Source organism: Fundidesulfovibrio butyratiphilus (assembly GCF_054657235.1).
This window is the reverse complement of record NZ_BAAHXA010000002.1, coordinates 1,080,129-1,105,203: the sequence shown is the minus strand read 5'-3', so window position 1 is coordinate 1,105,203 and position 25,075 is coordinate 1,080,129. Positions and strand designations below refer to the sequence as shown.

The following is a 25,075-nucleotide window of genomic DNA, read 5'->3' as shown; positions in this document are numbered from 1 at the left end:
GGTAGAAAGAATGCTTCGTGTTTCCAGATGGATGGAATCCCAACCACAATCGGACCACTCCTCGGCAAGGCGTGGTGTTTTTTGATGGGAGCATTCCAGCCGAGCGCGGCGCGGCATTATTTTTGCTTTCACAAGCGAACGCCGTTCGCGGATAACTCATGAGGGTTTATCGTTTTATGAGAATACTGAAGCTCTTTTCAACCAACTCCTGTACATCCAGGCGCTTTCGCTACTGCGAAGACCTGCCGAGAAGACGCAAATCGCAGTTTTTTTCAATCCTGACGATAGTCACAGGCCTTTTCTACATCTACTGGATAACAATTGCCGCGAACAAAGAACACACTACCGTTGCCTACATTTTTGTCCTTTCAGAGTTTTCATGCCTGCTTCTTTTTATGTTCGCGACCATAGGACTCTGGGAGTTGCGCTACAAGCCGGAAGAGGGGCACCCAGCCCCTGTGAGCTACAGCGTGGATGTACTTATTCCAACATACAGCGAACCCATGCAGTATCTGGAAATGACCTTGCGCGCGGCTAGCCATATCCACTACGATGGACAGATTACCCGCTACGTTCTTGATGATGCTGGGCGCTCGGAGGTTGAAGAGCTGGCCCGGACCTACGGGTTTCGTTACCTTTCCCGACCCAAAAGCAAGGTGCCCAATGAAAACGCCAAGGCGGGGAACCTGAATTTCGGCCTGCGAAACTCGCAAGGCGACCTCGTTCTGGTGCTGGACGCCGATCAGGTCGCGCAACCCAACATCGTCCAAAGCCTTGCGGGGTACATGCGGTTCGATTCGGTCGCCTTCGTGCAGTCCAAGCAGAGCTATCTGACCCAGGAAGGCGATCCTTTTTACAATAAATCCCAGGTGTTCTACGACATCGTCCAGCTCGCCATGGACAACAACGATACCGCCCTGTCCTGCGGCTCCGGGGTGCTGTATCGGCGCGCGGCCCTGGAGAGCATCGGCGGCTTTGTGGAATGGAACATCGTCGAAGACTTGACGACCTCCTACGAACTGCACGCCCACGGCTGGAAATCCTTCTACTTCCCCCACTCCCTCAGCCGCGGCCTGGCTCCGACCAGCATCGGCGGCGTCTACCAGCAGCGCGGGCAGTGGGCTCTCGACACCATGCGCATTTTTCTCTGGGACAATCCCTTCTTCAAGAAGGGGCTGCGCTTTGTCACCCGCATAGAATATTCCACCGTGGCGCTTTCCTACATCTGCTCGGCCTTCATTTTTCCCTTTTTCTACCTTGTGCCAATCTGGAGTTATGTCACGGGCAACACCATCCTGGTGCGCCCAGAACAAGAATTCATCGCCGTACGCGCGTTCTACTTTCTTGTGATGGCCATGGCCACCCGCTACCTATGTCACGGCCAACAACCCGGAAAGCAATTCCGCATGCTCGCCGGCTTGTTCCCCATCTACATGAAGGGAATCGTACGGGCGTTTTTCTACCCCAAAGGCAGAAAACCCGGCTACTGTCCGAACAATGCGACGCTGGGGTGTTCCCTGGCATCCAAAAAGCTCCCGCCGCTCTTCGCCGTGCTGCCGCAAATCATCATTGTTCTCCTGAATCTGGTGATGCCTTTCGTTTCGCTCTTCGCCGGACTGTGCGATCCCAAAATCATCGCCGCCAACATCCTGATTTCGGCCATCGCTATCTGGAGCTTGTCCCTGGTGGTGTGGTCGACGCTGTTCCCCGGCGATTGGGAGCCCGAGGAGGACCCGGAACATGTCTATTCGCTGGACTAAAGCCAGACGCCGCGCGGCGCTCTTGACCGGATTCGTCCTCGTCTGGCTGATCGCCGCCCTGTGGACGACGTACCTGGTCAAGCCGGAATTCTGGAGGGACGGATATTCCTATTTCCGGCAGTCCGAGCGGCTTTCCGAAAAGGGCGACACGCAGGGGGCCCTCACGGCCATCGACAAGGCCCTGGGACGCGACGCCAACAACGCCGGCTACCTGGTCTTCAAGGGGTCCCTTGAAGAGAAGGCCGGTCGCGTCGACAACGCCGAGGTCGCCTACCGCCGAGCGCTGGAACTCAAGCCCGACGACCCCGAGGCCGCCCTCGGGCTGGCCAAGCTCCTGCTGGCTGCGGGCAAGGACAGACAAGCCGGCGAGGCCCTCGCCATACTCCCGGCGGACAAGCTGGACACTCCCCTGCTCCAACGCCGGGCCGGCTTGCTGGCCCAGCACGGCGAACACGCCGGAGCCATGGCCGACTATGAACGGCTTCTGGCCGGCTCGCCGAACAATACCGACTATTTGCGGGCTCTGGCCGCCTCGGCCATGGCCGTGCAGGACTGGGCCAGGGCGGAACAGGCGCTCAGCCGGTTGCTCCCCCTTGCCGGCGACGGGCAACTCGCCACCTGGACCCGGGACCAGTTGGTCCTTGTGCTGCGCGCCGCGCACAAGCCGGAAGCGGCCTACGAACTGCTCGCCTCCGACCGGGACGCCGCCACGCTCGCCCTGCGGGCGGAATTGGCCATGGAGTTGGGAAAATTCGCCCAGGCCAAACCCCTGCTGGAGGAGATCGTCAAGGCCGACCCGGGCGACGCGAAAGTCAAGAACCAATTGGCCATCGCCTTGCGCGCCCTGGGCCAACCCGCCGAAGCCTATGCCCTTTTCGCGAGCGTTCCCGATTCCGCCAACCTGCGCGCCCGGGCCGAACTGGCGCTCGAACTGGAAAACTTCACCGAGGCGGCGACGCTCTATGACGCCATGGCCAAGCAGCAACCCAACGATGTGGCCATCAAGGAGCGGCTCGCCTACGCCCTGGACCGCGCCGCGCAGGCGTCCCATGCGAGCGCCGCGGAAGCGGCCGCCAAGGCCGCGGCTCCCCAGCCGATCGACGCCGCCGCCGAAAAGCAGTACCGCCAGGCCCTGGCTTCCGGCGAAGCCTCCGAGGAAACCCGCGTCCGGTACGCCTGGCTGCTCATGCGGGCCAAACGCTACGCGGAAGCGCTGGACGCGCTGGGCGAAGCGGCCAGGGCAGACGCTCGGCCAGAGGTTCTGGAACTCGCGGCGAACGCGGCCTTCTTGGCCGGAAAGTATGACCGCGCCGTTGCGTTCCTGACCGCCCTGTCCAAGCTCCAGCCTGCGAACGCCTCGGTGTGGCGAAACCTGGCCGATGCCCACGACGCCCTGAAGCAAACGTCCCCGGCTGTCCGGGCCATGGAACAGTATGTGGCGTTGGCATCAAACGACACCGCAGCCACATTGAAGCTGGCCGGGCTCCTGAACCGGGACGGCCAAAAGGACCGTGCCGAGGCCATCTACCGAAAAATACTGGAAGAAGATCCAGGCGACATGCAGGCCGTCATGGGGTTGGCCACGCTCTACGAGTCCCGGCACAAGTTCGCGGCAGCCATCGCCGTGCTCTCCAGGGCGTTGGACGGCGTGAGCGACCCCGCCCCCGAGGCGCTCTCCCAGTTGGCCAGGCTCTACGGGTATGCGAAACGCTATGCCGAAGCCGCCCGCACGTACGCCCGGCTGCTCGCCATGAAGGGGCTGGACCCGAACGTCAGGGCGGCATCCGAACGCGGCCTGGCCGAAGCCTCCGTGGAAGCCGGCGACGCGGCCCGGGCGCTCAAGGTCCTCGGTCTGTTGCGGGCGTGGGACTCCCGCGATCCGCGACTCCTGCTGCTGGCCGCCAGGGCTTCCATGCTTGGCGCGGACCCGGCCCAGGCCGTCAAGGCCTTGGAAAATTTGTCCGCACGGCGACCCCTCAAGCCGGTCGAGACGGTCTGGCTGGCCGGCCAGTACCGCCTGCTCGGCCGCAAGTCTCAGGCCCTGGCCCTGTACGAAAAGGCCCTGGCCGCCGGGGAACTGCCCACGGCTCAGGACTACGAAGCCCTCGGCGACCTGCGCTTCGACGCGGGCAGGTTCAAACCGGCCCTGGCCGCATACCAACGGGCGGCCGCAACTGGAGACGCCGACAAACTGGCGATCAAGATCGCGCGCGCCGCGAACAGGTCCGGCGACAAGGCCTTGGCCCGCGCCGCATACGAGCGTTTTCTGGCGTCCAACCCCAAGGACCCCGCCCTGCTGCTGGAAATAGCCCGCTTCAATACCAGCGCCGGACAGTACGCCCAGGCCCTCACCCTGTACGACCGCGTGGTGGCGGCTCAAGGCTCCAAAGGCCTCTTGCTGGAACTGGCGCTGGCCAACCTGGCGGCCAAGCGTTTCGATACGGCCGAAACGTGGTCTCGCCAGGCCATCCAAGCCGGAGAGGGCGGCTACAAGGCCACTTTGGCCCTGGTTCAGTCCTTGCATCTCCAAGGCAAGACCCTGGAGGCCGACACGCTTCTGCAACAGCACCGCCACGAGCTCATGGCGCACCCGCAGGGGCGGGAGTGGATCGGCTATGTGGACGTCGCCCGCGACCGTCAGCTCGAAGCCTATGACCTCTTCACGGCTCTGGCCAAGGAGAACGGACCGGACCAGGGCAAGATGTGGCTTTGGCGCGGCATCGCCGCCACCCGGCGCGGGGATTACCGACGCGCACGGGAGAGCTTCAGGAAAGCCAGGGAACTCGGCGTCCAGGCGCCGGAAGGGCAAGAGGCGCAATAGATTTACGTCCGCAATACGTGTGAGGGTTTTGCAGAAATCGTCGTTTGAATAGCCTCCGCAGGCCTTAGGGGCCAGCCCCTTTGGAATCCCTTTTGGCTTCGCGACGTCAGCGACTTCTTTGCGTATTTTTGCAAAATCCTCGTGCATCGAATGAGGGTAAGGATGACAGCGATGAGACGTTATTTCCTCTTTCTGCTGGTCATGGGGCTCTTCGGCCTGGCCCCCGCCGGATCTTTGGCGTCGCCTGAGAAGGAGCGCGCCTTCAACGCCCAAATCGACAAAGCCGAAACCGAGCTCGACCAAAAGACGCGTCCCTTTGTCGGGGCGTACGGCTCGGGCTTTCGCGACAGCAACGACATACGCGTGCTCCATGGCGGCGCGCATGCCGGCGCCACCCTTCTGGACGCGGTCAACCTGCGTCTTCAGGCCATGACCGGGCAACTCCACCAGGACGCCAAAGGCTCCCGGCAGGAAAGCGACATCTGGCGCACGGCCGTGTCCCTGGGGGTTGTGGATCTGTTCCTGACGCCGCGCATCGTGGTGTGGGGCGCCCTCGGATACGAGGGCTTTCAACTGCAAAACCCCTCCGCAGGATTTTCCCCGGGCAATGACGGCTCCCTCACCCCGTGGCGCAGGACCCCGATGTACAGAGGGTATGTTCTCGACGGCAAACTGGGCGCCAAGTATATCTTCGACAACGAATCGGAAGTCGGCGTCGAGGCCAAGCGGGAAAGCATGTGGTCCGGGCACGACACATTCGACACAAGGCTTTTCAACCGCATCACGGACATGACCAGGATGGCGCCGGACATGGCCGTGGACAGGGCCCGGGTTTTCACCAACGTCGTCACCTTCCCCGAGCAGCGCCTGCGCGTCGAGGGGGGGCTCGACTCCATGGAGGACGGCAACCTGCGCAAATGGGTGTACGCGCATTACCAGATTCCGGTGCTGTGGAGCCAGGACAAGCATTGGACCGTACTGCGTCCCAACTTCTACGCGGAGTCCTGCGACGAAAACAAGTCCGGGTACTTTTCTCCCGACTCCCACATCACCGTCGGACTGATGCTGCATACCATCCAGGACTTCGGACCGATCGAGGTGGAGGCCGAGGTCAATCCCAAGCTGCTCTGGACCAAGGATCAGACCAAAAAAGGTGACACGCAGGAAGGCGTGCACGGCCTGCTGAACATCGCCTACAAGTACGAGTCGCTGCGCATCGGCGTCGGAGGATTTTTGTATACCGACACGGAAGGCTACTGGCTCAACCGCGGGAACCTGTTCGTGAAGTACTCCTTTTAGGAAGCGCCATGGTACGATTTTCTTGCGTCCTTCTGGCAACGACCGCGTTGTGGCTGATGGCCTTCCTGCCGGGATGCCGTTCGGACGGAGCCGTGCCCGCCGAGCGCGCCTTTCTGGCGAACGCCTGGACGGCCTACAAGGAAACCTTCATCCGCCCGGAAGGCTACGTCTGGGACCAGGCGCGCCAGGAAGTCACCAGCGAGGGCCAATCCTACGCCCTGCTGCGCGCAGTCTGGATGAACGATCGCGAGACCTTCGCCCGGGTCCACGCCTGGACCGAATCCCACCTCGCCCGGCCGGACGGACTCTATTCCTGGCAGTGGACCCCCAAGGACGGCGGACGCGTGGTGGACGCCAACACCGCCACGGACGCCGACCAGGACATCGCCTTCGCCCTGATTCTGGCGGCCGACGCCTTCGACGCGCCCGCCTACCGCGAACGGGCCAGAACCCTGCTGGCGGCCATCCGCCACGGCGAGGGCATCGCCTTGGGCGGGGGATGGGTCCCCTGCGCGGGCAACTGGGCGGTATCCGACAGGATCATCAATTTTTCGTACTTCACGTTTTACGCCTACCCGTTTTTCGCGGCCCTGGACCCCGAAGGCGACTGGCTGGGCGTGCGGGAGCGCTGCTACGACCTTCTGGTGCGCTTTCTTGCCCAAAAGAACGTCGTTTTGCCGGCCGACTTCGCCGTGGTGGACTCCAAGGGGAATTTCGCTCCCCCGCCGGCCCAGTCCGGACTTTCCGGGGACTTCTCCTTCGACGCCATGCGCGTGTACTGGCGGGTCGCCATGGACTGTCGTCTCAACAGCCATCCGCGCGCCTGCAGCGATCCGTCCCGAGTCCAAGCCCTTGTGGATATCCTGGCCCGGGACGGCAGAATCTTTTCCCGCTACCAAGTCGATGGCAGGAAACAAAGCGCCGTCAGCTCGGTGAGCTTCGCCGGAAGCGCCCTGCCCGCCCTTGCGGCCGCCTCTCCCCAACTGGCGGACGCCATGGTCAAAAAGGAGCTTTCCCCCTCCGCCCTGACCCCGTTGCTGCGCAATCCCGACCGCTATTACGACAACAACTGGACCTGGTTCGGCCTGGCCGCCCGGTCGGGACTCCTTACGGCCCCGGTGGACCGGTCGTTCCCGGCAAAAGCCGGGAAATGATGACCGGAAACGGCTCGAAACGCACCCCGAGCCGGTCGGCCACCGCCCCGACCGCCTGAGCGCGCCCCCCGGCGAAACAGACGGTCCCTGCGCCCCTGGCGCGTGGCGCCACCCCAAGGGTCGCTGCCCAGCCCGGCCGTCAAAACCCGCTCTCCACAGGCCCGAACGTTTCAGCGAAAAGAATTCCTTCCGTATCGACCGCATCGTGGAATTGTGCTCCAATGGCGAATAGGCTATGAAATGAGAGAGGCTCCCTCAACCCGCAAAGGCGTTCAGGGATCCATCGGCCGCACCCAAAGCCCGGCCGGTATTTCCCGAAAGGCGGCCTTGGCCGTGATGACGCCCCGGCTCCCGGGGGGACACGAATTGCAAACGCCTCTCTGGCTGCGCGTCTAGGCCAAGCCTTGAACGCCTGGGCGCTGCCTGATGTGAGGAAATCCGCTCGGGAAGACGACGTTCGGAGTTGAACATGGACGAAAAGATCCTGAAGTTTCAGCAACAACTGGTGGCTTTCAAGCAGCGCTTCGTCGCGGATCTGCCCAGGAGGCTGGCCTCGATCGAAGAGGACTGGAACGCGTTGCGAAACGGAAAGGATCCAATGCGCCTTGAACGTCTGCACAGGGATGTCCATTCCCTGGCCGGCTCGGGAGCGACATTCGGGGTCCCGGAAGTGAGCCGGGTCGCCCGGGCTCTGGAAATCCCCCTCAAGGCGTACGTCGAAGGCAAAACCGAGTGGCCCCCAAGCGGACTTGTCGCTCTTGAGAGCCTTTGGCGCGAATTCAAGACCATCTGCCGGCAAGCGAACGCCGGGGAAACCGTCGCCGTTGTCGAGCATGCCCCTCCGCCGGAGCCGGTGGCGCGCCCAACCCCCGTGCGGGCCACCCGGGAAGTGGCCGTCGTCACGGACGACGACGCCTTCTTCAAGCACATCGCTTCCAGGCTCGAATCCTTCGGCTACGTCCCGCGAAAACGCCCGGATCCGGGATCGACCTTGGACGCGGCGGCCCACAAGCCGCTGGCCCTGCTTCTCGACGGCGAGAGCGTGCCCCTCGAGGCCTTGGACGGCGATCCCGCCTGGCGACAGGGGGACGTCCCCCTGCTGATCCTTTCCCGCAACGACGACATGGAAGCGCGACTGCACGCGGTGCGCCTGGGCGCGGAAGAGTTTCTCGTCCAGCCCGTGGACATGGGCCAGATACTGGACAAGCTGGAATCCCTGTCCAACGACAATCCCAACGAGCCGTTCCGCGTGCTCATCGTGGACGACGACGAAATCATGGCCGAACACAACGCCTTGCTTCTGCGCAGAAACGGCATGGAGGCCCAGGTGTTGACCGACCCCATGCGCATTCTCGAAGTTCTGGACCAGTTCCATGCGGAGTTGGTGCTCCTGGACGTCTTCATGCCCGGCTGTTCCGGGCCGGAAGTGGCGGCGGTCATTCGTCAGAAGCGGCAGCTCATGGGCATGCCCATCCTTTTCCTGTCCGGAGAGATAGAGCTCAAGGCCCAGTACAACGCCGTCAGCAAGGGGGGGGACGACTTTCTCATCAAGCCCATAGAACCCGAGCACATGCTGCGCGCCATTTCCAACCGGGTGAAGCGCTACCGGGCCGTACACGCCATGATGGTGTGCGACAGCCTGACGGGTCTTTTGAACCACACCAACATGAAGCAGCAGATCAAATCCGAGCTCGACCGCCTGGGCCGTGATGCGGGCATGGTCGCGCTGGCCATGATCGACCTCGACAAGTTCAAAAACGTCAACGACACCTACGGGCATCCGGCCGGAGACGTGGTGCTCAAGAATCTGGCCCGGTTTCTTTCGCAGCGGCTGCGCCGGACCGACATTGTGGGACGCATGGGCGGCGAGGAGTTCGCGGTGCTTTTGCGCGGCGTCACGAGCCGCGAGGAGGCTGTGGCGGTCATGGAAAAGCTGCGCATTGCCTTTTCGGAACTGCGCCACAGCGGCGACTGGGGCGATATAACGGTGACGTTTAGCTGCGGCATGGCCTTTTCCACCGACTTTCCCGATGCGAACGCGCTCTCGGCCGCGGCCGACATGGCCCTGTACGAGGCCAAGCACGCAGGACGCAACAGGGTGTCCGTGTGCGCGCCATCATGAACACTCCCCAGGACACCGCGCCCGGCCGCCCCCGGGACCACAAAGCAACTGACGTCCGCCGCCCGGCGTATCATGCGAAAGGCCTCCTGGCCGCGTGCAGCATCTTTCTCGTGTGCTTGGGCATGACCGCTCTCGGTTGGCGTGTCTCGGACCAGAACTCCCTGAGCGAAGCCCAGCAGCGCTTCGAATACCACTGCGCCGAAATGGAGATTGCCATTCAAAAACGCCTTAAGGGCTATGAACTGGTGCTCCAGGGTGGCTTGGCCCTTTTCGTCTCCGTGCGTGACGTCGACCAGTCCACCTGGCGAAAGTACGCCGGAGAGCTCAAACTGGATACGCATTACCTGGGAATACAGGGACTCGGCTACGCCCCGTTTGTCACCGACGCGCACAAGCGGGAGTACCTGGACAAGGTCCGCGCCGCCGGCCGGCCGGACTACGACATCTCGCCGCCGGGAGACCGGGCCGAGTACACCCCGATACGCTATCTCGAACCGGACAATTTTCGGAACCGGCGGGCCGTGGGGTACGACATGTTCAGCAATCCCGTCCGGCGCGACGCCATGGAGCTCTGCCGGGACACCGGGCTGACCACCATCACCGGCAAGGTGACCCTGGTCCAGGAGACGGACACGGACATCCAGGCCGGTTTTCTCATGTATCTGCCCTACTATGCTCCAAACGTCCCTCTGGACACGCCCGAGGCCCGGCGGGCCGCGTTTCTCGGGTATATCTACAGCGCCTTTCGCATGAACGACTTCATGCATGGCGTCATGGGCGGTCGAGCACAGAATATGGATTTAAAAATATACGACGGCCAGGGCTTTGCGGACTCCGATCTGATGTACGACAGCTATGCCTCAAAAACTGAATCCGCAAGAGAACGCAAATCCCTCTTCGCCCATACCGACGAACTAAAACTCTACGAGCACACCTGGACGCTCCACTTCAAGTCGACTCCCGCCTTCGAGGCGACACGAGACAGAAAAACGCCGAAACTGGTCCTCACGACCGGCCTGAGCATCAGCATCCTCGTATTTTTTATCGCGTTGTCCCTGGCCAACACGCAAAACCGCGCCCTGATCCTGGCCGACCAGATGACCGCCGCGCTGCGCGAAAGCGAAGAAAAATCCCGCCTGATACTGGATTCCACGGGCGAGGCCATCTACGGCGTGGACGTCAACGGCCTCTGCACCTTCTGCAACCCCGCAAGCATCCGCGTGCTCGGCTACTCCCGGCCCGAGGACCTGCTGGGGAAAAACATGCACGACCTCATCCACCACACCCACCTGGGCGGCGACCCCTACGACGTTCATGACTGCCTGATCTACAAGGCGCTTCGGGGCGGATCGGGCAGACATGTCGACGGGGAAGTGTTCTGGCGGGCCGACGGCACAAGTTTTCCCGTGGAGTACTGGGCGTATCCCCAGGTGCGCGACGGCGTCGTAGTCGGCGTTGCGGTCGCTTTTCAGGACGTCACCGAAAAGCAACGCGTGCGCGAAGCGCTCGAACGCGCCAACGAGCGCCTGGCATTGGCCGTGGAGTCCGGGCAGATGGGCGTATGGGACTGGGACATCCTCAAGGACAGCATGATGTGGGACGCGCGGATGTACGCCCTGTACGGAATCGACAAACAGGGCTTCAGCGGCGTGTACGACGCCTGGGCCACATGTCTGCACCCGGAAGACAGGACCAGGACGGAATCGGCCCTCCGCTTGGCCTTGAGCGGCGAAAACGACTTCGGTTCCGAATTCAGGGTGGTCTGGCCGAACGGACAGGTTCATTACCTCAAGGCCTACGCCAGAATCGTGCGTGACGATACCGGCCGGCCCGTGCGCATGACCGGCGTGAATCTCGACGTGACGGCGCAGAAACTGGCCGAACAGGACCTGCGCGAAAGCGAAGAAAAGTTCAGGGCCATGAGCGAAGCGTCCTACGACGCCCTCATCATGATCGACACCGACGACACGGTGCTTTTCTGGAGCGGGGCGGCGGAACGGCTTTTCGGATACACCCGGCGGGAGGCCGAAGGCAGGCGGTTGCACAAATTGATCGCCCTGCCCGAAGATCAGATCAAGGCCTACGACGGAATGGGGGCATTCGCCCGCACCGGGCACGGGCCGGTCGTCGGAGGGATCGGCGAATTCACGGCCACCCGCAAGGGAGGAGAACAGGTACTCGTCGAGCGGTCCGTGTCGTCGTTTCGCATGCGGGGAAAGTGGTACGCGGTCGGTTCGTTGCGCGACGTCACCGAGCGCAGAAAGATGGAACGCCTCAAAAAGGAATTCATCTCCACGGTCAGTCATGAGCTGCGCACCCCCTTGACCTCCATCCACGGCTCGCTGGGGCTCATTCTCGGGGCCATGTCCGCAAACCTTCCGGAGCAGGTCGGAAAGCTTCTCAACATCGCCAGCAACAACACCACGCGTCTCATCGGTCTGATCAACGACATCCTGGACCTCGAAAAGATCGAGTCCGGAAAGATGCAGTACGTCATGGAGCCGATCAATCTTGAGCAGGCCGTCCGGTCGTCCATCGAAGAGAATCAGAGCTATGCGTCAGGCTATCATGTCCGACTGGAGGGGCGTTTTAGCGACGAAGAGGTGTACGTCACCGCCGACCGGAACCGCCTGGCCCAGGTCATGGCCAACCTGCTCTCCAACGCGGCCAAATTTTCTCCACCGGGCGAGATGGTCGAAGTGGGCATCACCTCCTCCGGCAATACGGCCCGGGTCTGGATTCGCGACAAAGGCCCCGGCATATCCGACGAGTTCAAGGGCCGGATATTCCAAAAGTTCGCCCAGGCGGACTCCTCCGACACCAGGCTGCGGGGCGGAACCGGCCTGGGCCTGTCCATCTCCAAGTTGATCGTGGAGTCCTTCGGGGGAAGCATCGGGTTCGAGTCGGAGCCTGGCCAAGGTTCCGTGTTCCATTTCGACCTGCCGCTGTGCGTCCCGAGGGACGTTTCGGAAAGCACGGCCCCTCCGGCCCGGGAAACCCCTCTCCAGTCCGGCAAGACCGGAACCCTGCCTCAAGCCCTGCATGTGGAGGACGACAAGGACATTCGCGACGTGGTGGCCCTGGTGCTCAAGGACACCGTGGAGATCAGCCAGGCCGGAACCCTTGCCCGGGCGCGGGAACTCCTGGCCGACAAGCACTACGACCTGGTTCTGCTGGACATCCAACTTCCGGACGGATCGGGCGTTGAACTCCTGGATGATATCGGTAAGACTCCCGTCCTGGTTTTCGCGGTCGAGGGACTCGCGTCGGACGCTTTGGGTCGTGTGCGGGGTGTGCTGCTCAAATCCAAGACGGACAACGCCACCTTGCTCGCCATGGTAAACAAACTGTTGGGCCGGGACTCGGTCTGACGCACCGGAGAAAAACGACATGGAGTTGCAGCGAATCCTCATGGCCGAGGATGAAAACGATATCGCCACCGTCGCGAAAATGGCGCTCGAAATGGTGGGTGGTTTCACCGTGGAGGTTTGCTCCAGCGGCGAAGAGGTCCTGGCGGGGTTCGAACGGTTCAAGCCCGATCTGGTCCTCCTCGACGTCATGATGCCCGGGCAGGATGGCCCGACCACGTTAGCCGCACTGCGCAAGCTGCCTGGGGGCGCGTCCATCCCGGTGGTGTTCATGACGGCCAAGGTCATGCCCAACGAAGTCGAGGAGCTCATGAATCTGGGCGTGCTGGGAGTGGTGCCCAAGCCGTTCGATCCCATGGCCTTGCCGGACAAGATCCGGGAACTCTGGAACAAGGCGCGGGCTTCCAAATGAAAGACTCATCCATACCCATCGGCGGTTTTCTGTATCTCCTCGCGGTGGGACTCCTCGCGTCTCCGATCCCTCTGGTCAAAGAACTGTACTTTTTTCTGACCGTTCTCGTGTCGGACAGCTACCGGATGCTGAGCGGGTCCCTGCAATCCATCATCGCGTACTCGACGTTGGCCGACCTCCTCATGCTGGGATACCTTGCCGTTCTCATCGTCACGTTCTTCAAGAAAAAGACGACGTTCCCCGTGCACCTGATACGATTCCTCCTCTTGTCCATACTCATCAGCGCGATCGACGTGGCCCTCACCCTCTCCGGGCTGGTATCCGACACAAAGATCCAGCTGTTGCTTTTGGCCTGCGTCATCGACATCACCAAGGCGGGAATCCTGATTCCGTACGTCAGAGTCTCGAAGCGCGTTCGGCGGACATTCACGAATTGATCCGGCGCGGGCGCCGCCCGCCCTTTCCGGGAGGTCCGAACCCCGGCTTCTTTGTCGGGAGGTCCCAAAACGGCGACGATCCCACCGAGCTTGTCCGTCACCAAGGGAAACGGGTCATGGCGAGCCGGCCGGGCGAATCGTTCGGCCCGGGACGGGGCGCGAAAATACGCCGAAACCTGGCCGACGACGCCGAAAGGACGTACCAATCATGCGGAGCAACGAGATTTCGGACGCCGCCATGGCGAAATACGGAGTGGAAATCTTTCGGTTTCTTCGCGACCGGGACATTTCCCTGTTTTTGTCCCTGCGCGATCCGGAGCGTTCGCTTTCCAATCCGCGCTTGGCCCTGCTGTTGCTCGGGGCGTCCGCCCGGACGCGGCAACGGGTGTTGCGCGCCCTGGACGCGTACCGCCGGCCGGTGATCGAAAAGCTGCTGGACGAATTCCAGGCCAACCGGCGCGAGCATGCCGAAAGCCCGGAGGCCAAGGAAGCGCTCGGACTGCTGACCCGCGGGCTCGCGTACGAGTCGGCGTACGGACGAATCGCTCCGCCGGTCTTTCCCGGCCCCCGAGCGACCGACCCGTCCGAAACCGTGATCGACGCCAGGCCATGGGAGGTCGCCCCGCCCCCGCCCCCGGCCTCGCCTCGCAAGGGCTTGCTGCGGCTTTTGAAGCGCGCCCCCGAAGAAAAGGCCGAAACGCCCACGCCCCGCCAGCCCGAAGACAAAACGGACGCGCCACGTTTCGACTACCTGACGGCCACGCCGGACCAGTGCATCGGCTTTTGGGTGGGGCTGCACAAAAAAATGCGCGAGGCCGGGACAGGGCCCCTGGCCGCAGTTGCCGACCGTCTGGACCCATTCAGCCACTCGCTGGTCGTCCTGACGCTGGAGCGCCACGACGCCGACACCTCCCGCGCCCGCGCCCGGCAGATCCTGGAAGACGAGCGGGCGCGCATGCAGGCCTACTACCGGCGCACGTCCGTGTTTTTCAGCGTCTTCGAGGCGAGCGCCCCCGTGGAGACGTCGACCCTGCTGGAACGCCTGGCCGCCGCGTCCCCCGGGCTGAACGCGCCGGCCCCGCCGGCCCTGGACGCGCACGCTCCCCTGCCGAGCGTCCATCCCCGCATGGAGCCGATCCGACACGTCCTGACGCTGGCGCGCATGTACATGCTCGCCAAGGAGAAGGGCCTCATCGCCCTGGAGGACTATGCCCTCCAACCCGCGAGCGCATGCCCGGTCATGACCTGCGGCCTGGGAGTCCTGACCTGCGTCTCCGACAGCGATTTGCTGCGCGAGGCCGTCCGGCTCAAAACGGAAACCATGCTGGCGGACTGGACACGCCGGGCCGACATGGTGATTGCCGCGCTTTCCCTCCGGGCCATGGACTCCTTTTTCTTCACCGCCTTCACCCTCATGGAGGCGCGGCTGGTGCAATGTCGGGATTGGCGCGACTACTTGGGCTAAGACGCGCAACGCGACTGGGCAACGTGGCCTACGCCGTTGCCGAACATGCCGCGGCTCTGGCGCTTCGCACCGCCCGCTTCGGGTGACGAGGGCGACGTCGCGTGCATGAGCCCGGAGTCAAAGCGCCCGGTCACGCCGACGGGGACGAGCGCCCCGGAAGCAATCGACGCGACCACACCCCAACAGCGTAATTTTCCCCAAATGGCTGGCCACAACGGCTTGCCCCCCATGGAGCATCACATGCGCAGCCTCGTCTCGTCCCCGGACGCCCGGAACGCTTCCCCGACGTGCCGTTTTCTCGATCGTCCCTGCCAGGGCAAGGCCTGCCTGTTCTGGACGCCCCGGATCGAAAGCGCTTCCGTCTGCGTGACCCAAAATTGTCTTTCCGGGCTGGCGTGTCTGGACAAAGCCCCTCCCCCGGAGCACACGCCAAGCCAGGCCTTTTCGGCTTTGGCCCGGCTGCTGCTCAGCGCCCCCGCATCATGGAGCGCGGCCGCGCTCGGCCAGGGCAATCCCGAGCTGATCCGGGCCGTGACGCGCGCCTGCTCGCGTTTTTGCCCCGCCCTGGACGCGCGGGCGGGCCACGACCCCCGCCGAGGGTTCCACCGCTTGGCCAGGCTGCTCTCCCTCCTGGGGCCGGGAACCGCCCGGGCCGTCGGCATGCCGCGCCGAATGGCGGCCTACGCCTTTTGGGAATTCTGGGATTTTCAGTTTCTGGACAGCGACGGCGCGTCCGCTTTTCTCGCTGCCTGCCCTCCCGGAGAGCTGGCCGCCCTGGCCGCCGTCCTGGACGAGGAGAGCCTTGCCCGGCTGACCGCGAGCGCCACCGCGGACCAGATCGCTCTTCTGAAGGCCGCGCGCGCCGCCCCGCCCGACTGTCCCACGGCGGCGCTGGCCGTGGCCGGGGACGCGCTGGAACGCGCCACGCTGCTTTGCGAGGACGGGCTCCTGCTCCTTGCGCTGCCCGGTTTCCCCGCCTCCTTTCGCAACCTGGAGCCGTTGCCGGAAGCCCAACTGCCCGCCGGCCTGACGGACTGTACCACCGGCTGCTGTCCGCTTCTGGACGCCGCCTGCCTCCGGGAGGGATGCGCCCTGTGGGACCCCGCCGAAGCGCGTTGCGGGGTGAGCGCCTGGAACGCCGCCCTGTTCGAGAGCGGCCAGCGCCCCTGCCCGGAGTCGGTCCGCGCGGTTCTGTCCGCCGCCCTGGGCCTGGGCGATGAACGCGTGTTCCAGATGCTGGCGCTTCCGGTCAAGGCGGCAATTTGGGCTGATTTCGCGTTTGCGCAGCTCACCGCCGACAGCGACGACGAACAGAGGCTTGACGACTCGCACGTCAGTCCCCGCATGCTTTCCTTCTGCCTCGCGGGCATGGGGCGCGCGGACCGCGTCCGGCTCAAGGCCACGGCCCTGGAGATACGTCCCGAGCTGTCCGCCCTGCCCGTGGGGACGCTCTTGACGCCCGTGGACGCGTTGGCCGCGCTTTCCGACAGGGATTTTCGCGAATTGCTCAAGGAACTCAGCAACGAGGTGCTGACCCAAAGCCTGGCCAACGCCGGCGACGCCCTGCGGGAAAAATGTCGCCTGAATCTGAGCGAAAGGGCGTTCGAAATGATCCGGGAAGATGTCGGCCTGTTGCGCGGAGTTCGCCTGGGCGATGTGGAGGGAGCGCAACGTCAGGCCGTGCGCACGGCTTTTCGACTGGCGCGAGAGGGCGTCATCAACCTCCCGAAGGAATTCGACCGGTAAGGCCGGAGACTGGACGGGATGCGCCCGAACCGCCTTAGCCGGCCACGCCTTCCCTGGCCAGTTCCCAGGGACGAAAAAGACCCGGCCGCGCGAGGGCGACCGGGTCTGGTTGCGTTGTATCCGGCGCGGGCGTGTTCTGCGCCCGCCAGGCGATGCTATTCCTCGCCCTCGCCGAACCACTGTTCGGCCATGACCGGTCCGTAGTAAATGGCCTCGTCTTCCAACTCCTCCTCGATGCGCAGGAGCTGGTTGTACTTGGCCAGACGGTCGGAACGCGACATGGAGCCGGTCTTGATCTGGCCCGAGTTCACGGCCACGGCCAGGTCGGCGATGAAGCTGTCTTCGGTCTCGCCCGAGCGGTGCGACACCACCGTGGAGTAGGACGCCTGGCGGGCCATCTCGATGGTGTCCAGGGTCTCGGTGAGGGTGCCGATCTGGTTGAGCTTGATGAGAATGGAGTTGGCCACGCCCTGGTTGATGCCTTCCACCAGGATGTCCGGGTTGGTGACGAAGATGTCGTCGCCCACCAGTTGGATGGTGTCGCCCATCTTGTCGGTGAGTTCCTTCCATCCGTCCCAGTCGCCCTCGGCCAGACCGTCCTCGATGGAGATGATGGGATACCGGTTGGTCAGGTCCAGGTAGTAGTCCACCAACTCGCTGGAGGTGAACACGCGCTTTTCCCCGGTGAAGGAGTATTTGCCGTCCTTGTTGAATTCCGAAGCGGCGGCGTCGATGGCCAGGGCGATTTCCGGTCCGGGCTTGTAGCCCGCGGCTTCGATGGCGCGCACGATGTAGTCGAAGGCTTCGGCATGGGACTTCAGGTTGGGCGCGAAGCCGCCTTCGTCGCCCACGCTGGTGACGTGTCCGTCCTTGGCCAGGATCTTCTTCAGGGCGTGAAAGGTCTCCGCGCCCATGCGCAGGGCTTCGGCGAAGGTTTCCGCGCCGATGGGCAGAATCATGAACTCCTGGATGTCCAGGTTGTTGGGGGCATGCGCGCCGCCGTTTATGATGTTCATGAGCGGCACGGGCAGCACTTTCGCGTTGACCCCGCCCAGATAGTTGTAGAGCGGCAGGCCCAGAAAGGTGGCCGCGGCCCGGGCCGTGGCCATGGACACGCCCAGGATGGCGTTGGCGCCCAGGCGGCCCTTGTTGTCCGTGCCGTCGAGTTCGATCATCAGGTTGTCGAGCGCGGGCTGACGCAGGGCTTCCATCCCCACCACGGCCTCGGCGATTTCTCCCTGCACGTTTTCCACCGCGCGGGTCACGCCTTTGCCTTCGTAACGGTCCTTGTCGCCGTCGCGCAGTTCCAGGGCCTCGCGGGTGCCGGTGGACGCGCCAGAAGGCACCGCCGCCCGGCCGACCGCCCCGGAGTCCAGGGTGACTTCCACCTCGACGGTGGGGTTGCCGCGCGAATCCAGGATCTCTCTCGCCCAAACAGCAGCAATGGTGCTCATAGCTTTTCCACTCCTTAGGGGATGGCGGTTTCGTTTCGAATACGTCGGCCCGCTCACAGCGGTCTGGCGATGGTTTCCTCATAGACCAGACGCAGGCCTTCGAGAAGCAATTCCACACGCACGTTGGCGATCGCGGGGCAAACCCGCGCCAATTGCGGGGCGAACCCTCCCGTGGCCACCACGGCGATGGGTTCCTCCAGGTGTTTTTCCAGCCGGGTCAAAATGCCCTCGGTCATGGAGGCGAAGCCGAAGATCAGCCCCTGGTTCAGGCTCTCTTCGGTGGAGCGGCCGATGGTCAGCTCGGGGCTTTGGGGCTCCAGGTCGATCTGGGGCAGCTTGGCCGTATCCTGTGAAAGGGCCCGGGTGGCCGAGAGCACGCCCGGACAGATGAGCCCGCCCAGGTAGCTGTGTCCGCGCACCACGTCGAACGTGGTGGCCGTGCCGAAGTCCACGGAGACCACGCAGTTTTGCTGCACGCAACGTCTGGCCGCGAAAGCGGCCACCAGGCGGTCGGCGCCCACCTGTTCGGGGCGTTCGTAGCGGTTGACCAGGGGAATGGGCAGGTCTTCGGGGGCGTGCAGGGGCGGTTGTCCCAGAAAGCGCACGCAGGCGTTGCGCAGGGTGGGATTGACCGGCGGCACCACGCTCACGGCCACGATGGCCTTGAGATCCTCGGGCTTGAGGCCTTCCAGATGCAGGATGGCCAGAAGGTCCAGCCCCAGGTTGTCGGCCGTGCTGGCCCTGGGGGTGGGCAACACGTAGGAAACCATGTCCACGTTTTCGCGCACCAGGCCGATCTTGATGTTGGTGTTGCCCACGTCGAAGAGCAGTAGCGCCATGAAAGCCCCCCAAGGTGTCGTGTCGCGGTCCAGGCCGCGCAAGCCGCGTGCTTCTAGCCCATTTTCCGCCGCATTAAAAGTCGGGAGTGGTCTCCCGCGGCGGGTGTTTTTCCCGCCCGCGACCCGATCAGTCCGGGAAGAGTCCGGCAAGCGCGGCGCCGCAAAACGCGCAGGCCCCGTTTTTCACGTGCCGCTGTCCCACCAGAAATCCCTGCCGGGACAGCACCGTCCGCCCACAGGCCGGGCACAGCGTGTCCTCGCGCCCCGCGCCGGGCAGGTTGCCCACGTACACGTACCGCAGCCCCGCGGCGCGGCCGATGTCCCAGGCCCTCTCCAGGGTTTGGGGCGGGGTGGATTCCCGGTCGGTCATGCGAAAACAGGGGTGGAAGCGCGAGACGTGCCAAGGCACGTCTTGGCCCAACTCGTCCGCGATGAAGCCGGCTATGGCCCCCAGTTCCCGATCGGAATCGTTGAGCCCGGGAATGACCAGCGTGGTCACCTCGACCCACCAACCGAGTTTGAGCATGTGCGCGAGGTTTTTTTTCACCGGATCGAGCCGGGCCTGACACACGTCGGCATAAAAGCTCTCGGTGAAGGCCTTGAGGTCGATGTTGGCCGCATGGATGATCGGTCCCAGTTCGTCCAGGCACTGGGAGCTCATGAATCCGTTGGACACGATGATGTTTTTCAGCCCCTGCTCGCTCGCCAGGCGGGCGGTGTCGGACATGAGCTCGAAAAACACCGTGGGTTCGGAATACGTGGCCGAGAGGGACAGGCACTCGGAACGCCGGGCGGCGTCCACCAGAAGGGCCGGCGTCACCGGATGGCCTTCTATGGGCAGGCCCTGGCGCGGAGACTGGGACAGGGTATCGTTCTGGCAGAAGGCGCAGGCCAAGTTGCAGCCCATGGTTCCATAGGAAAACGTCCTGGTCCCGGGGAGAAAATGAAAAAGCGGCTTTTTTTCCACGGGGTCCACGTTCACCGCCGCGGCCCGGTCGTAAACCAGGGTGCGCAAGCTCCCCTCGTGATTGAGGCGTACCCCGCATTTGCCCCTAGCGCCTGGCTCCACCACGCAAAAGTGGCTGCACAAGCGGCACGCGACCTTGTTGTCCGGCAGAGCTTTCCAGAGTCTGGCCTCATGGCCCGGGGCGGTCATTGCGCGTCCCTGCGGCCGGAGGGGTCCACGGGCACGGGCACGAGCGTCGTCCCCGTCCGGCCCTGGCCGGTCCGTCCGCCCTGGTTGACCTGGGGGACCACCATGATGGGGCCTATCTGGGGAGTCTGGCCCTGTTGGTCCTTGGGCGTGTGCTCAATGCGCGTGACCGAGTCGCCCTGTTCGTTCTGGCCGGACATCAGGGTGTCTCCGGGCCGGGGTTTGGTGGCCATCACCGCATCGGGACGGTCCTGCGCGCCGTCCTGGCAAAAGGCAGGGCCGACAAGGCCCAACGCCGTGGCCGCAACCAGCACGCACAAAAGCAGTCCGCCTTTTAGAGCCTTCATCGAAGACCTCCTTGAATTTCACCCCCGGAAGGACTACAAGCCCCCTACCGACAGCAAGGAGTGGAGCAACATGAGCGACAGGGCCGACGCCTATCGCCGCGCGGGAGTCGACATCGCCGCGGCCCAGAACCTGGTGGATCGCATTAAGCCTCTGGCCCAAGCCACCTTCACCAAGGGTGTCCTCACCGACATAGGCGGATTCGGCGGCCTTTTCAAACCCGATCTCGCGAATATGGAAGAGCCGGTGCTGGTTTCCTCCACCGACGGGGTGGGAACCAAGCTCATGCTGGGTTTCGACTGGGACGGACACTCTACCATCGGCATCGACCTGGTGGCCATGAGTGCCAACGACATCCTCGTGCAGGGCGCGCGTCCCTTGTTTTTTCTCGACTATTTCGCCACCGGGAAGCTCGACGTGGATACCGCCGAACGCGTCATCGCGGGCGTGGCCAACGGCTGCTCCGAGGCGGGCTGCACCCTGCTCGGCGGCGAAACCGCCGAAATGCCCGATTTCTATCCGCCCGGGCACTACGACCTGGCCGGCTTCTGCGTGGGACTGGTGGACAACGCCAAGATCGTGGACGGCTCGTCCATCGGCATCGGGGACGTGTTCATCGGCATCAAGTCCAGCGGGCCGCACTCCAACGGCTATTCGCTCATTCGCAAGATCCTGGCCGAAAGCGGCCTTCGCCCACAAGATCCCCTGCCCGGCGACACCGTGACCGTGGCCGAAGCCCTGCTCGCGCCCACGCGCATCTACGTCAAGTCCGTGCTCAACCTGCTGCGCGACTTCACCATTCGGGGCATGGTGCATATCACCGGCGGCGGGTTCTACGAAAACATTCCCCGCATCCTGCCGCGCGGCGTGGCCGCCCACCTGCACATGGACTGCTGGCCCCTGCCTCCGGTGTTCGCCTGGCTCATGCGAGCGGGCAAGCTCTCCTGGCAGGAGATGCTCACCACCTTCAATTGCGGCATCGGCTACGTGCTGGTGGTGGACAAGGAACAAAGCGAAGACGTGTTGGCCCGCCTGGGGGCCATGCGCGAATCGGCCTGGATCATCGGCGAAGCCGTCAAGGCCGAGAAGGTGGAAGGCGAGGAACGCGTGATCGTCGACCCGCCCACCGCGCCGGTAGGCCTCTGAGCCGCCCCGAAGACATGAGCGCTTTCACCGCCGGACGACCCGTCCGGCGGTTTTTTTTCGTGTGTCGACTAGCTCTCTTCCCCCAGATACGGATTGAAATACCCGAACTTCAGCCACGGGCAGCGTTTGCGCAACCGTTTCATGAAGTTGCCAAGCGACATGGACGGGCCGTACCCCACCCCGCTCTCCCGCACCACGTCGGCGAACAGTTCCGGGTCGAGGTTCAGGTTGCGCAATTGCACGAAATCGGTGCGCGTGGACTCGATGAGCGATCCCAGAGCTTCGAATTCGTCCTCGGTGTCGCTCACGCCGGGGTGAAACAAAAAGTTCAGGCTCACAAAGAGGCCGGCTTCCTTGGCGTTGGCGATGGTGCGGGCCACGTCGGCGAAGGCGAACCCCTTGGGCCGGGTGTAGGCCTCGTACAGGGGAGCGCGCGCGCTCACCATGCTTATGCGCATGGAGCTGAATCCCGCCCGAACCAGGTCCTCCACCACTTCGGGGCGTGACCCGTTGGTGTTGACGTTCACGGTGCCAAGCCCCCCGGCCGCCCGGTAGCGCTTCGTGGACTCGGCCAAGAGCGCCGCCTCGGTGAGCGGCTCGCCCTCGCAGCCCTGGCCGAAAGAAAGCACGGGTCGGGCCTCGCGGCCCGAGTGCTCGATCATCACGTCCAGCACTTCGTCGGGCGTGGGGGTGAAGAGAATGCGGTTCTGGGTGGAGACGAAGCCGGACTCCGGCTCCTGAAGACTCAGACACCCGATACAGCGGGCGTTGCACGTCCGGGACGTGGGCAGCGGAGCCTCGAACCGGCCGAGGGCCAGGTTCCGGGCCGCCGGACAGCAATAGGTCAGGGCGCAGTGCGACAGATGGGAGACGAGCCGGTTTTTCGGATACTTCGCGAGCAGCGCCCTGGCGCCCTTGGCGATGCGGTTCTTGGGAATGTGGCAAAATATCTGGCGCGGGTCCTCGTCCACCTTTTTGGCGCAGACGTAGAAGCGCCCGTTGTGGAACCCCACGGCCCCATAGGCGAAAAGCGGCAACCTGGGCGCGCCGTCCAGGGTCTTGTAGGCCGTGGTGGCGGACAGCGTGTGCCCGGGACAGACAAAGGCGGCCACGGCCAGGTCGCCGGGCTCCTCCACCTGTCCGGTTTCGGGGTCCAGTCCCAGGGCGTGGCGGCCCGGCAGCAGAAAAAGCTCGCTCTCCTCGGGCAGCGCGATGAGCTCGTCCGGCCGGGGAGGCCCCAACTGGTCGCCGCGGCGCACCAGCATTTCGAGGTCCGGATGGTCGTAGACGTTGCCGCTTTCGTCGGCGAACACGAGCTTGGGGCGGATCTTGTCGCCTGCCATGGCGGCCTCCTGTCGGGTGGGATTGTGATGGGCGGTTGGGGGGGAGGGGGGAAAAAGGGCCTCCGGCGGCCAGGGGCTTCACCCCTGGACCACACCGGGGGCGAAGCTCGCCCCCGGACCCCCGCAATTTTGCGAAGGGCGACCGACTGGAGCAAGCTCCTGTCGGCCGCCCTTTGCAATTTCAGGCACAATAGGACAATACTTTCGTTAAGATACTATGAGGGCTTTGCAAAAACACCGCACGGCGGGCGCTAGCGCCGCAAAGCCCAAGGGGATCCCAAAAGGGCGCGCATTTCGTGGTCCCCCGTGGAAAACCAGGGGCTTCGTCCCTGGTCTTCACACGCCTCGGCCCGGCTGACGCCTACCCGATGAAGTTGATCTTCTCGCGCACCTCTTCCAGGGTGCGCCGCGAGGCCTCGCGGGCCTTGACGTTGCCGGCTTCCAGGATATCCCAGGCCAGACCCGGATTGCGGTCGAACTCGGCCCGGCGCTGTTGAAAAGGCTCCAGAAAGCCCATGAGGGCCTCGGACATCATCTTTTTGCACTCGCCACAGCCGATTTCGGCCTTGCGACAGGCCGCGTCGATCTCGGCGCACTTTTCCGGCGTGCTGAACAGCACATGGTACGGATACAGGTTGCATTCGTCCGGGTCGCCGGGGTCCTTGAGCCGAGCGCGCTTGACGCAGGTGAGCATGCCGGACACGGCCTTGCGCACTCCGTCCAGGTCGCCGCCAAGCGATATGGAGTTGCCGTAGCTCTTGGACATCTTGCGTCCGTCCAGTCCGGGCAGCTTGGCCTGGGTCGTGAGCACGGCCTCGGGTTCGGGGAACACCTCGCCCCACATGCCGTTGACCCGGCGGGCGATCTCCCGGGTGAGCTCCAGGTGAGGCAACTGATCCTGGCCCACGGGCACGCCGGAGGGTTTGTAGATCAGAATGTCGGACGCCATGAGCACGGGGTAGCCCAGGAATCCGTAGGTGGAGAGATCCTTGGCGTTGAGTTGCTCACGCATTTCCTTGTAGGTGGGGCAGCGTTCCAGCCAGCTCACCGGGGTGACCATGGAGAGCAGGATGTGCAGTTCCAGGTGCTCCTTGACCTGCGACTGCTGGAAAAGCACGCACTTTTCGGGATCGAGGCCGGCGGCCACCCAGTCCTTGACCAGTTCGGGGATGAACTCCTTGATGCGCCGGGGGTTGGCGTATTCGGTGGTCAGGGCGTGCCAGTCGGCCACGAAGAAATAGCACTGGTGGGTCTCTTGCAGGGCCACCCAGCTGTCGAGGACGCCGAAGTAGTGGCCCAGATGGAGCGGCCCGGTGGGCCGCATGCCGGAGGCGATGCGCTTGTTGGGTTCGGTCATAGCAGTTCCGCGATTTGCAGCAAGAGGTGATAGAGGGAGTCCATGGCCGGACCGATGAGCCCTCCCAGGAGCCCGGTGACGGCCAAGGCCAGAACGATGAAAAAGCCGAAGGGAGCCAGGCGCTCCAACTCGTAGCCGGCGCGCGGCGGCAGCAGGCCGGCCAGGATGTGTCCGCCGTCCAGGGGAGGGATGGGCAACAGGTTGAAGAGCCCGAGGGCCAGGTTCACCTGGATGCTGGCCACGCTCATGTAGGCCAAGGGCACGACCACCGAGGCGCTCCAGGGCGGCGGGACGAACTGGTGCAGCGTGTCGAGTCCTCCCAGCACCAGGGCCGAGGCCACGGCCAGGGCGAAGTTGGCCGCCGGTCCGGCCAGGCTGACCAGCATCATACCCGAGCGCGGGTTTGCGAAAAACCGGGGATCGATGGGCACGGGCTTGGCCCAGCCGATGATGCGGGTGAGCACGAAGGCCAGCGCCCCCAGGGGATCGAGGTGCTTGATGGGGTTGAGCGTCAGCCGCCCCGCGCGCTTGGCCGTGGGGTCGCCCAACAGGTAGGCCGCGTAACCGTGGGCCACTTCATGAAAGGTGATGGCGACCAGCATGGGGACGAGGGCGATGGCCAGTTGTTTGAACCACGAAACCGGATCGGAAAACATGGCCAAGCGGCTAGCATGAAGCCCCGGCCAGGGCAAGGCCGGGGGGGCGACGCGAGCCGGACCTGGAGCCGGTCGATCCCCGAGGCCTGTTCCCCTCGCGCGCCGAAAGGCGAAAACGGGCCTCGCGCCCCAGGCGGAGCGCGCGGCCGTCGCGGGTTTGACGGTGTTGCGGCGGGCGCACCCGCAAGGATTTTTCAA

Annotated in this window: 18 protein-coding genes; 11 read left to right on the top strand and 7 right to left on the bottom strand. The window is 64.1% G+C overall.

The window, feature by feature from the left end; all coding sequences use genetic code 11:
* Window positions 1-395: 395 nt before the first annotated feature.
* The 10 genes from ACYQ01_RS15945 to ACYQ01_RS15900 all read left to right on the top strand — a co-directional run bounded on the left by ACYQ01_RS15945 (window position 396) and on the right by ACYQ01_RS15900 (window position 16,584).
* Complete coding sequence (locus ACYQ01_RS15945; RefSeq protein ID WP_459934845.1) at window positions 396-1,760, top strand: glycosyltransferase family 2 protein; 1,365 nt, start codon at window positions 396-398, stop codon at window positions 1,758-1,760.
* The gene (locus ACYQ01_RS15940; RefSeq protein ID WP_459934844.1) at window positions 1,741-4,581 is read left to right on the top strand and encodes a tetratricopeptide repeat protein; all 2,841 of its coding nucleotides are present in this window, start codon (window positions 1,741-1,743) and stop codon (window positions 4,579-4,581) included. Before ACYQ01_RS15945 ends, ACYQ01_RS15940 begins: the two co-directional genes overlap by 20 nt.
* 171 nt (window positions 4,582-4,752) lie before the next feature.
* On the top strand, window positions 4,753-5,880 hold the full coding sequence (locus ACYQ01_RS15935; protein WP_459934843.1) for a hypothetical protein: 1,128 nt from the start codon (window positions 4,753-4,755) through the stop codon (window positions 5,878-5,880).
* An 8-nt stretch (window positions 5,881-5,888) separates the two neighbouring features.
* Window positions 5,889-7,034: a family 8 glycosyl hydrolase gene (locus ACYQ01_RS15930; RefSeq protein ID WP_459934842.1), complete on the top strand. Its 1,146-nt coding sequence runs from the start codon at window positions 5,889-5,891 to the stop codon at window positions 7,032-7,034.
* Between the two features lie 469 nt (window positions 7,035-7,503).
* Window positions 7,504-9,156, top strand: a complete 1,653-nt coding sequence (locus ACYQ01_RS15925; protein ID WP_459934841.1) for a diguanylate cyclase — start codon at window positions 7,504-7,506, stop codon at window positions 9,154-9,156.
* A gap of 122 nt (window positions 9,157-9,278) precedes the next feature.
* The gene (locus ACYQ01_RS15920) at window positions 9,279-12,527 is read left to right on the top strand and encodes a CHASE domain-containing protein (RefSeq protein WP_459934840.1); all 3,249 of its coding nucleotides are present in this window, start codon (window positions 9,279-9,281) and stop codon (window positions 12,525-12,527) included.
* A gap of 19 nt (window positions 12,528-12,546) precedes the next feature.
* Window positions 12,547-12,936, top strand: coding sequence for a response regulator (locus ACYQ01_RS15915; RefSeq protein ID WP_459934839.1), 390 nt, complete (start codon window positions 12,547-12,549; stop codon window positions 12,934-12,936).
* Entirely contained in the window at window positions 12,933-13,373 is a 441-nt protein-coding gene (locus ACYQ01_RS15910) for a DUF2569 family protein (RefSeq protein ID WP_459934838.1), read from the top strand. Before ACYQ01_RS15915 ends, ACYQ01_RS15910 begins: the two co-directional genes overlap by 4 nt.
* 208 nt (window positions 13,374-13,581) lie before the next feature.
* A complete protein-coding gene (locus ACYQ01_RS15905) occupies window positions 13,582-14,838 on the top strand; it encodes a hypothetical protein (protein ID WP_459934837.1) in 1,257 nt (418 codons plus the stop codon).
* Window positions 14,839-15,078: 240 nt separating this feature from the next.
* Window positions 15,079-16,584, top strand: coding sequence for a FliG C-terminal domain-containing protein (locus tag ACYQ01_RS15900; RefSeq protein WP_459934836.1), 1,506 nt, complete (start codon window positions 15,079-15,081; stop codon window positions 16,582-16,584).
* 155 nt (window positions 16,585-16,739) lie between these two features.
* Here the strand turns inward: ACYQ01_RS15900 and eno are convergent, their stop codons facing one another.
* The 4 genes from eno to ACYQ01_RS15880 form a co-directional block, all read right to left on the bottom strand.
* Window positions 16,740-18,038, bottom strand: coding sequence for a phosphopyruvate hydratase (eno, locus tag ACYQ01_RS15895; RefSeq protein ID WP_459934835.1), 1,299 nt, complete (start codon window positions 18,036-18,038; stop codon window positions 16,740-16,742).
* Between the two features lie 53 nt (window positions 18,039-18,091).
* Window positions 18,092-18,877 (bottom strand): type III pantothenate kinase, encoded by a 786-nt coding sequence (locus ACYQ01_RS15890; protein WP_459934834.1) that lies wholly within the window; start codon window positions 18,875-18,877, stop codon window positions 18,092-18,094.
* Window positions 18,878-19,004: 127 nt separating this feature from the next.
* On the bottom strand, window positions 19,005-20,033 hold the full coding sequence (amrS, locus tag ACYQ01_RS15885; RefSeq protein ID WP_459934833.1) for an AmmeMemoRadiSam system radical SAM enzyme: 1,029 nt from the start codon (window positions 20,031-20,033) through the stop codon (window positions 19,005-19,007).
* Window positions 20,030-20,377 (bottom strand): hypothetical protein, encoded by a 348-nt coding sequence (locus ACYQ01_RS15880; RefSeq protein ID WP_459934832.1) that lies wholly within the window; start codon window positions 20,375-20,377, stop codon window positions 20,030-20,032. Before ACYQ01_RS15880 ends, amrS begins: the two co-directional genes overlap by 4 nt.
* A gap of 70 nt (window positions 20,378-20,447) precedes the next feature.
* Between ACYQ01_RS15880 and purM the strand changes: the two genes are divergently transcribed.
* Window positions 20,448-21,521, top strand: coding sequence for a phosphoribosylformylglycinamidine cyclo-ligase (gene purM / locus ACYQ01_RS15875; protein WP_459934831.1), 1,074 nt, complete (start codon window positions 20,448-20,450; stop codon window positions 21,519-21,521).
* 68 nt (window positions 21,522-21,589) lie between these two features.
* On the opposite strand, the gene ACYQ01_RS15870 is transcribed toward purM, so the two are convergent.
* From ACYQ01_RS15870 to ACYQ01_RS15860, 3 genes are all read right to left on the bottom strand, one after another.
* Complete coding sequence (locus tag ACYQ01_RS15870) at window positions 21,590-22,864, bottom strand: radical SAM family protein (protein WP_459934830.1); 1,275 nt, start codon at window positions 22,862-22,864, stop codon at window positions 21,590-21,592.
* 361 nt (window positions 22,865-23,225) lie between these two features.
* The gene (trpS, locus tag ACYQ01_RS15865) at window positions 23,226-24,221 is read right to left on the bottom strand and encodes a tryptophan--tRNA ligase (RefSeq protein ID WP_459934829.1); all 996 of its coding nucleotides are present in this window, start codon (window positions 24,219-24,221) and stop codon (window positions 23,226-23,228) included.
* Window positions 24,218-24,877, bottom strand: coding sequence for a site-2 protease family protein (locus ACYQ01_RS15860; protein ID WP_459934867.1), 660 nt, complete (start codon window positions 24,875-24,877; stop codon window positions 24,218-24,220). The genes trpS and ACYQ01_RS15860 overlap by 4 nt, the downstream gene beginning before the upstream one ends.
* Window positions 24,878-25,075 lie beyond the last annotated feature (198 nt).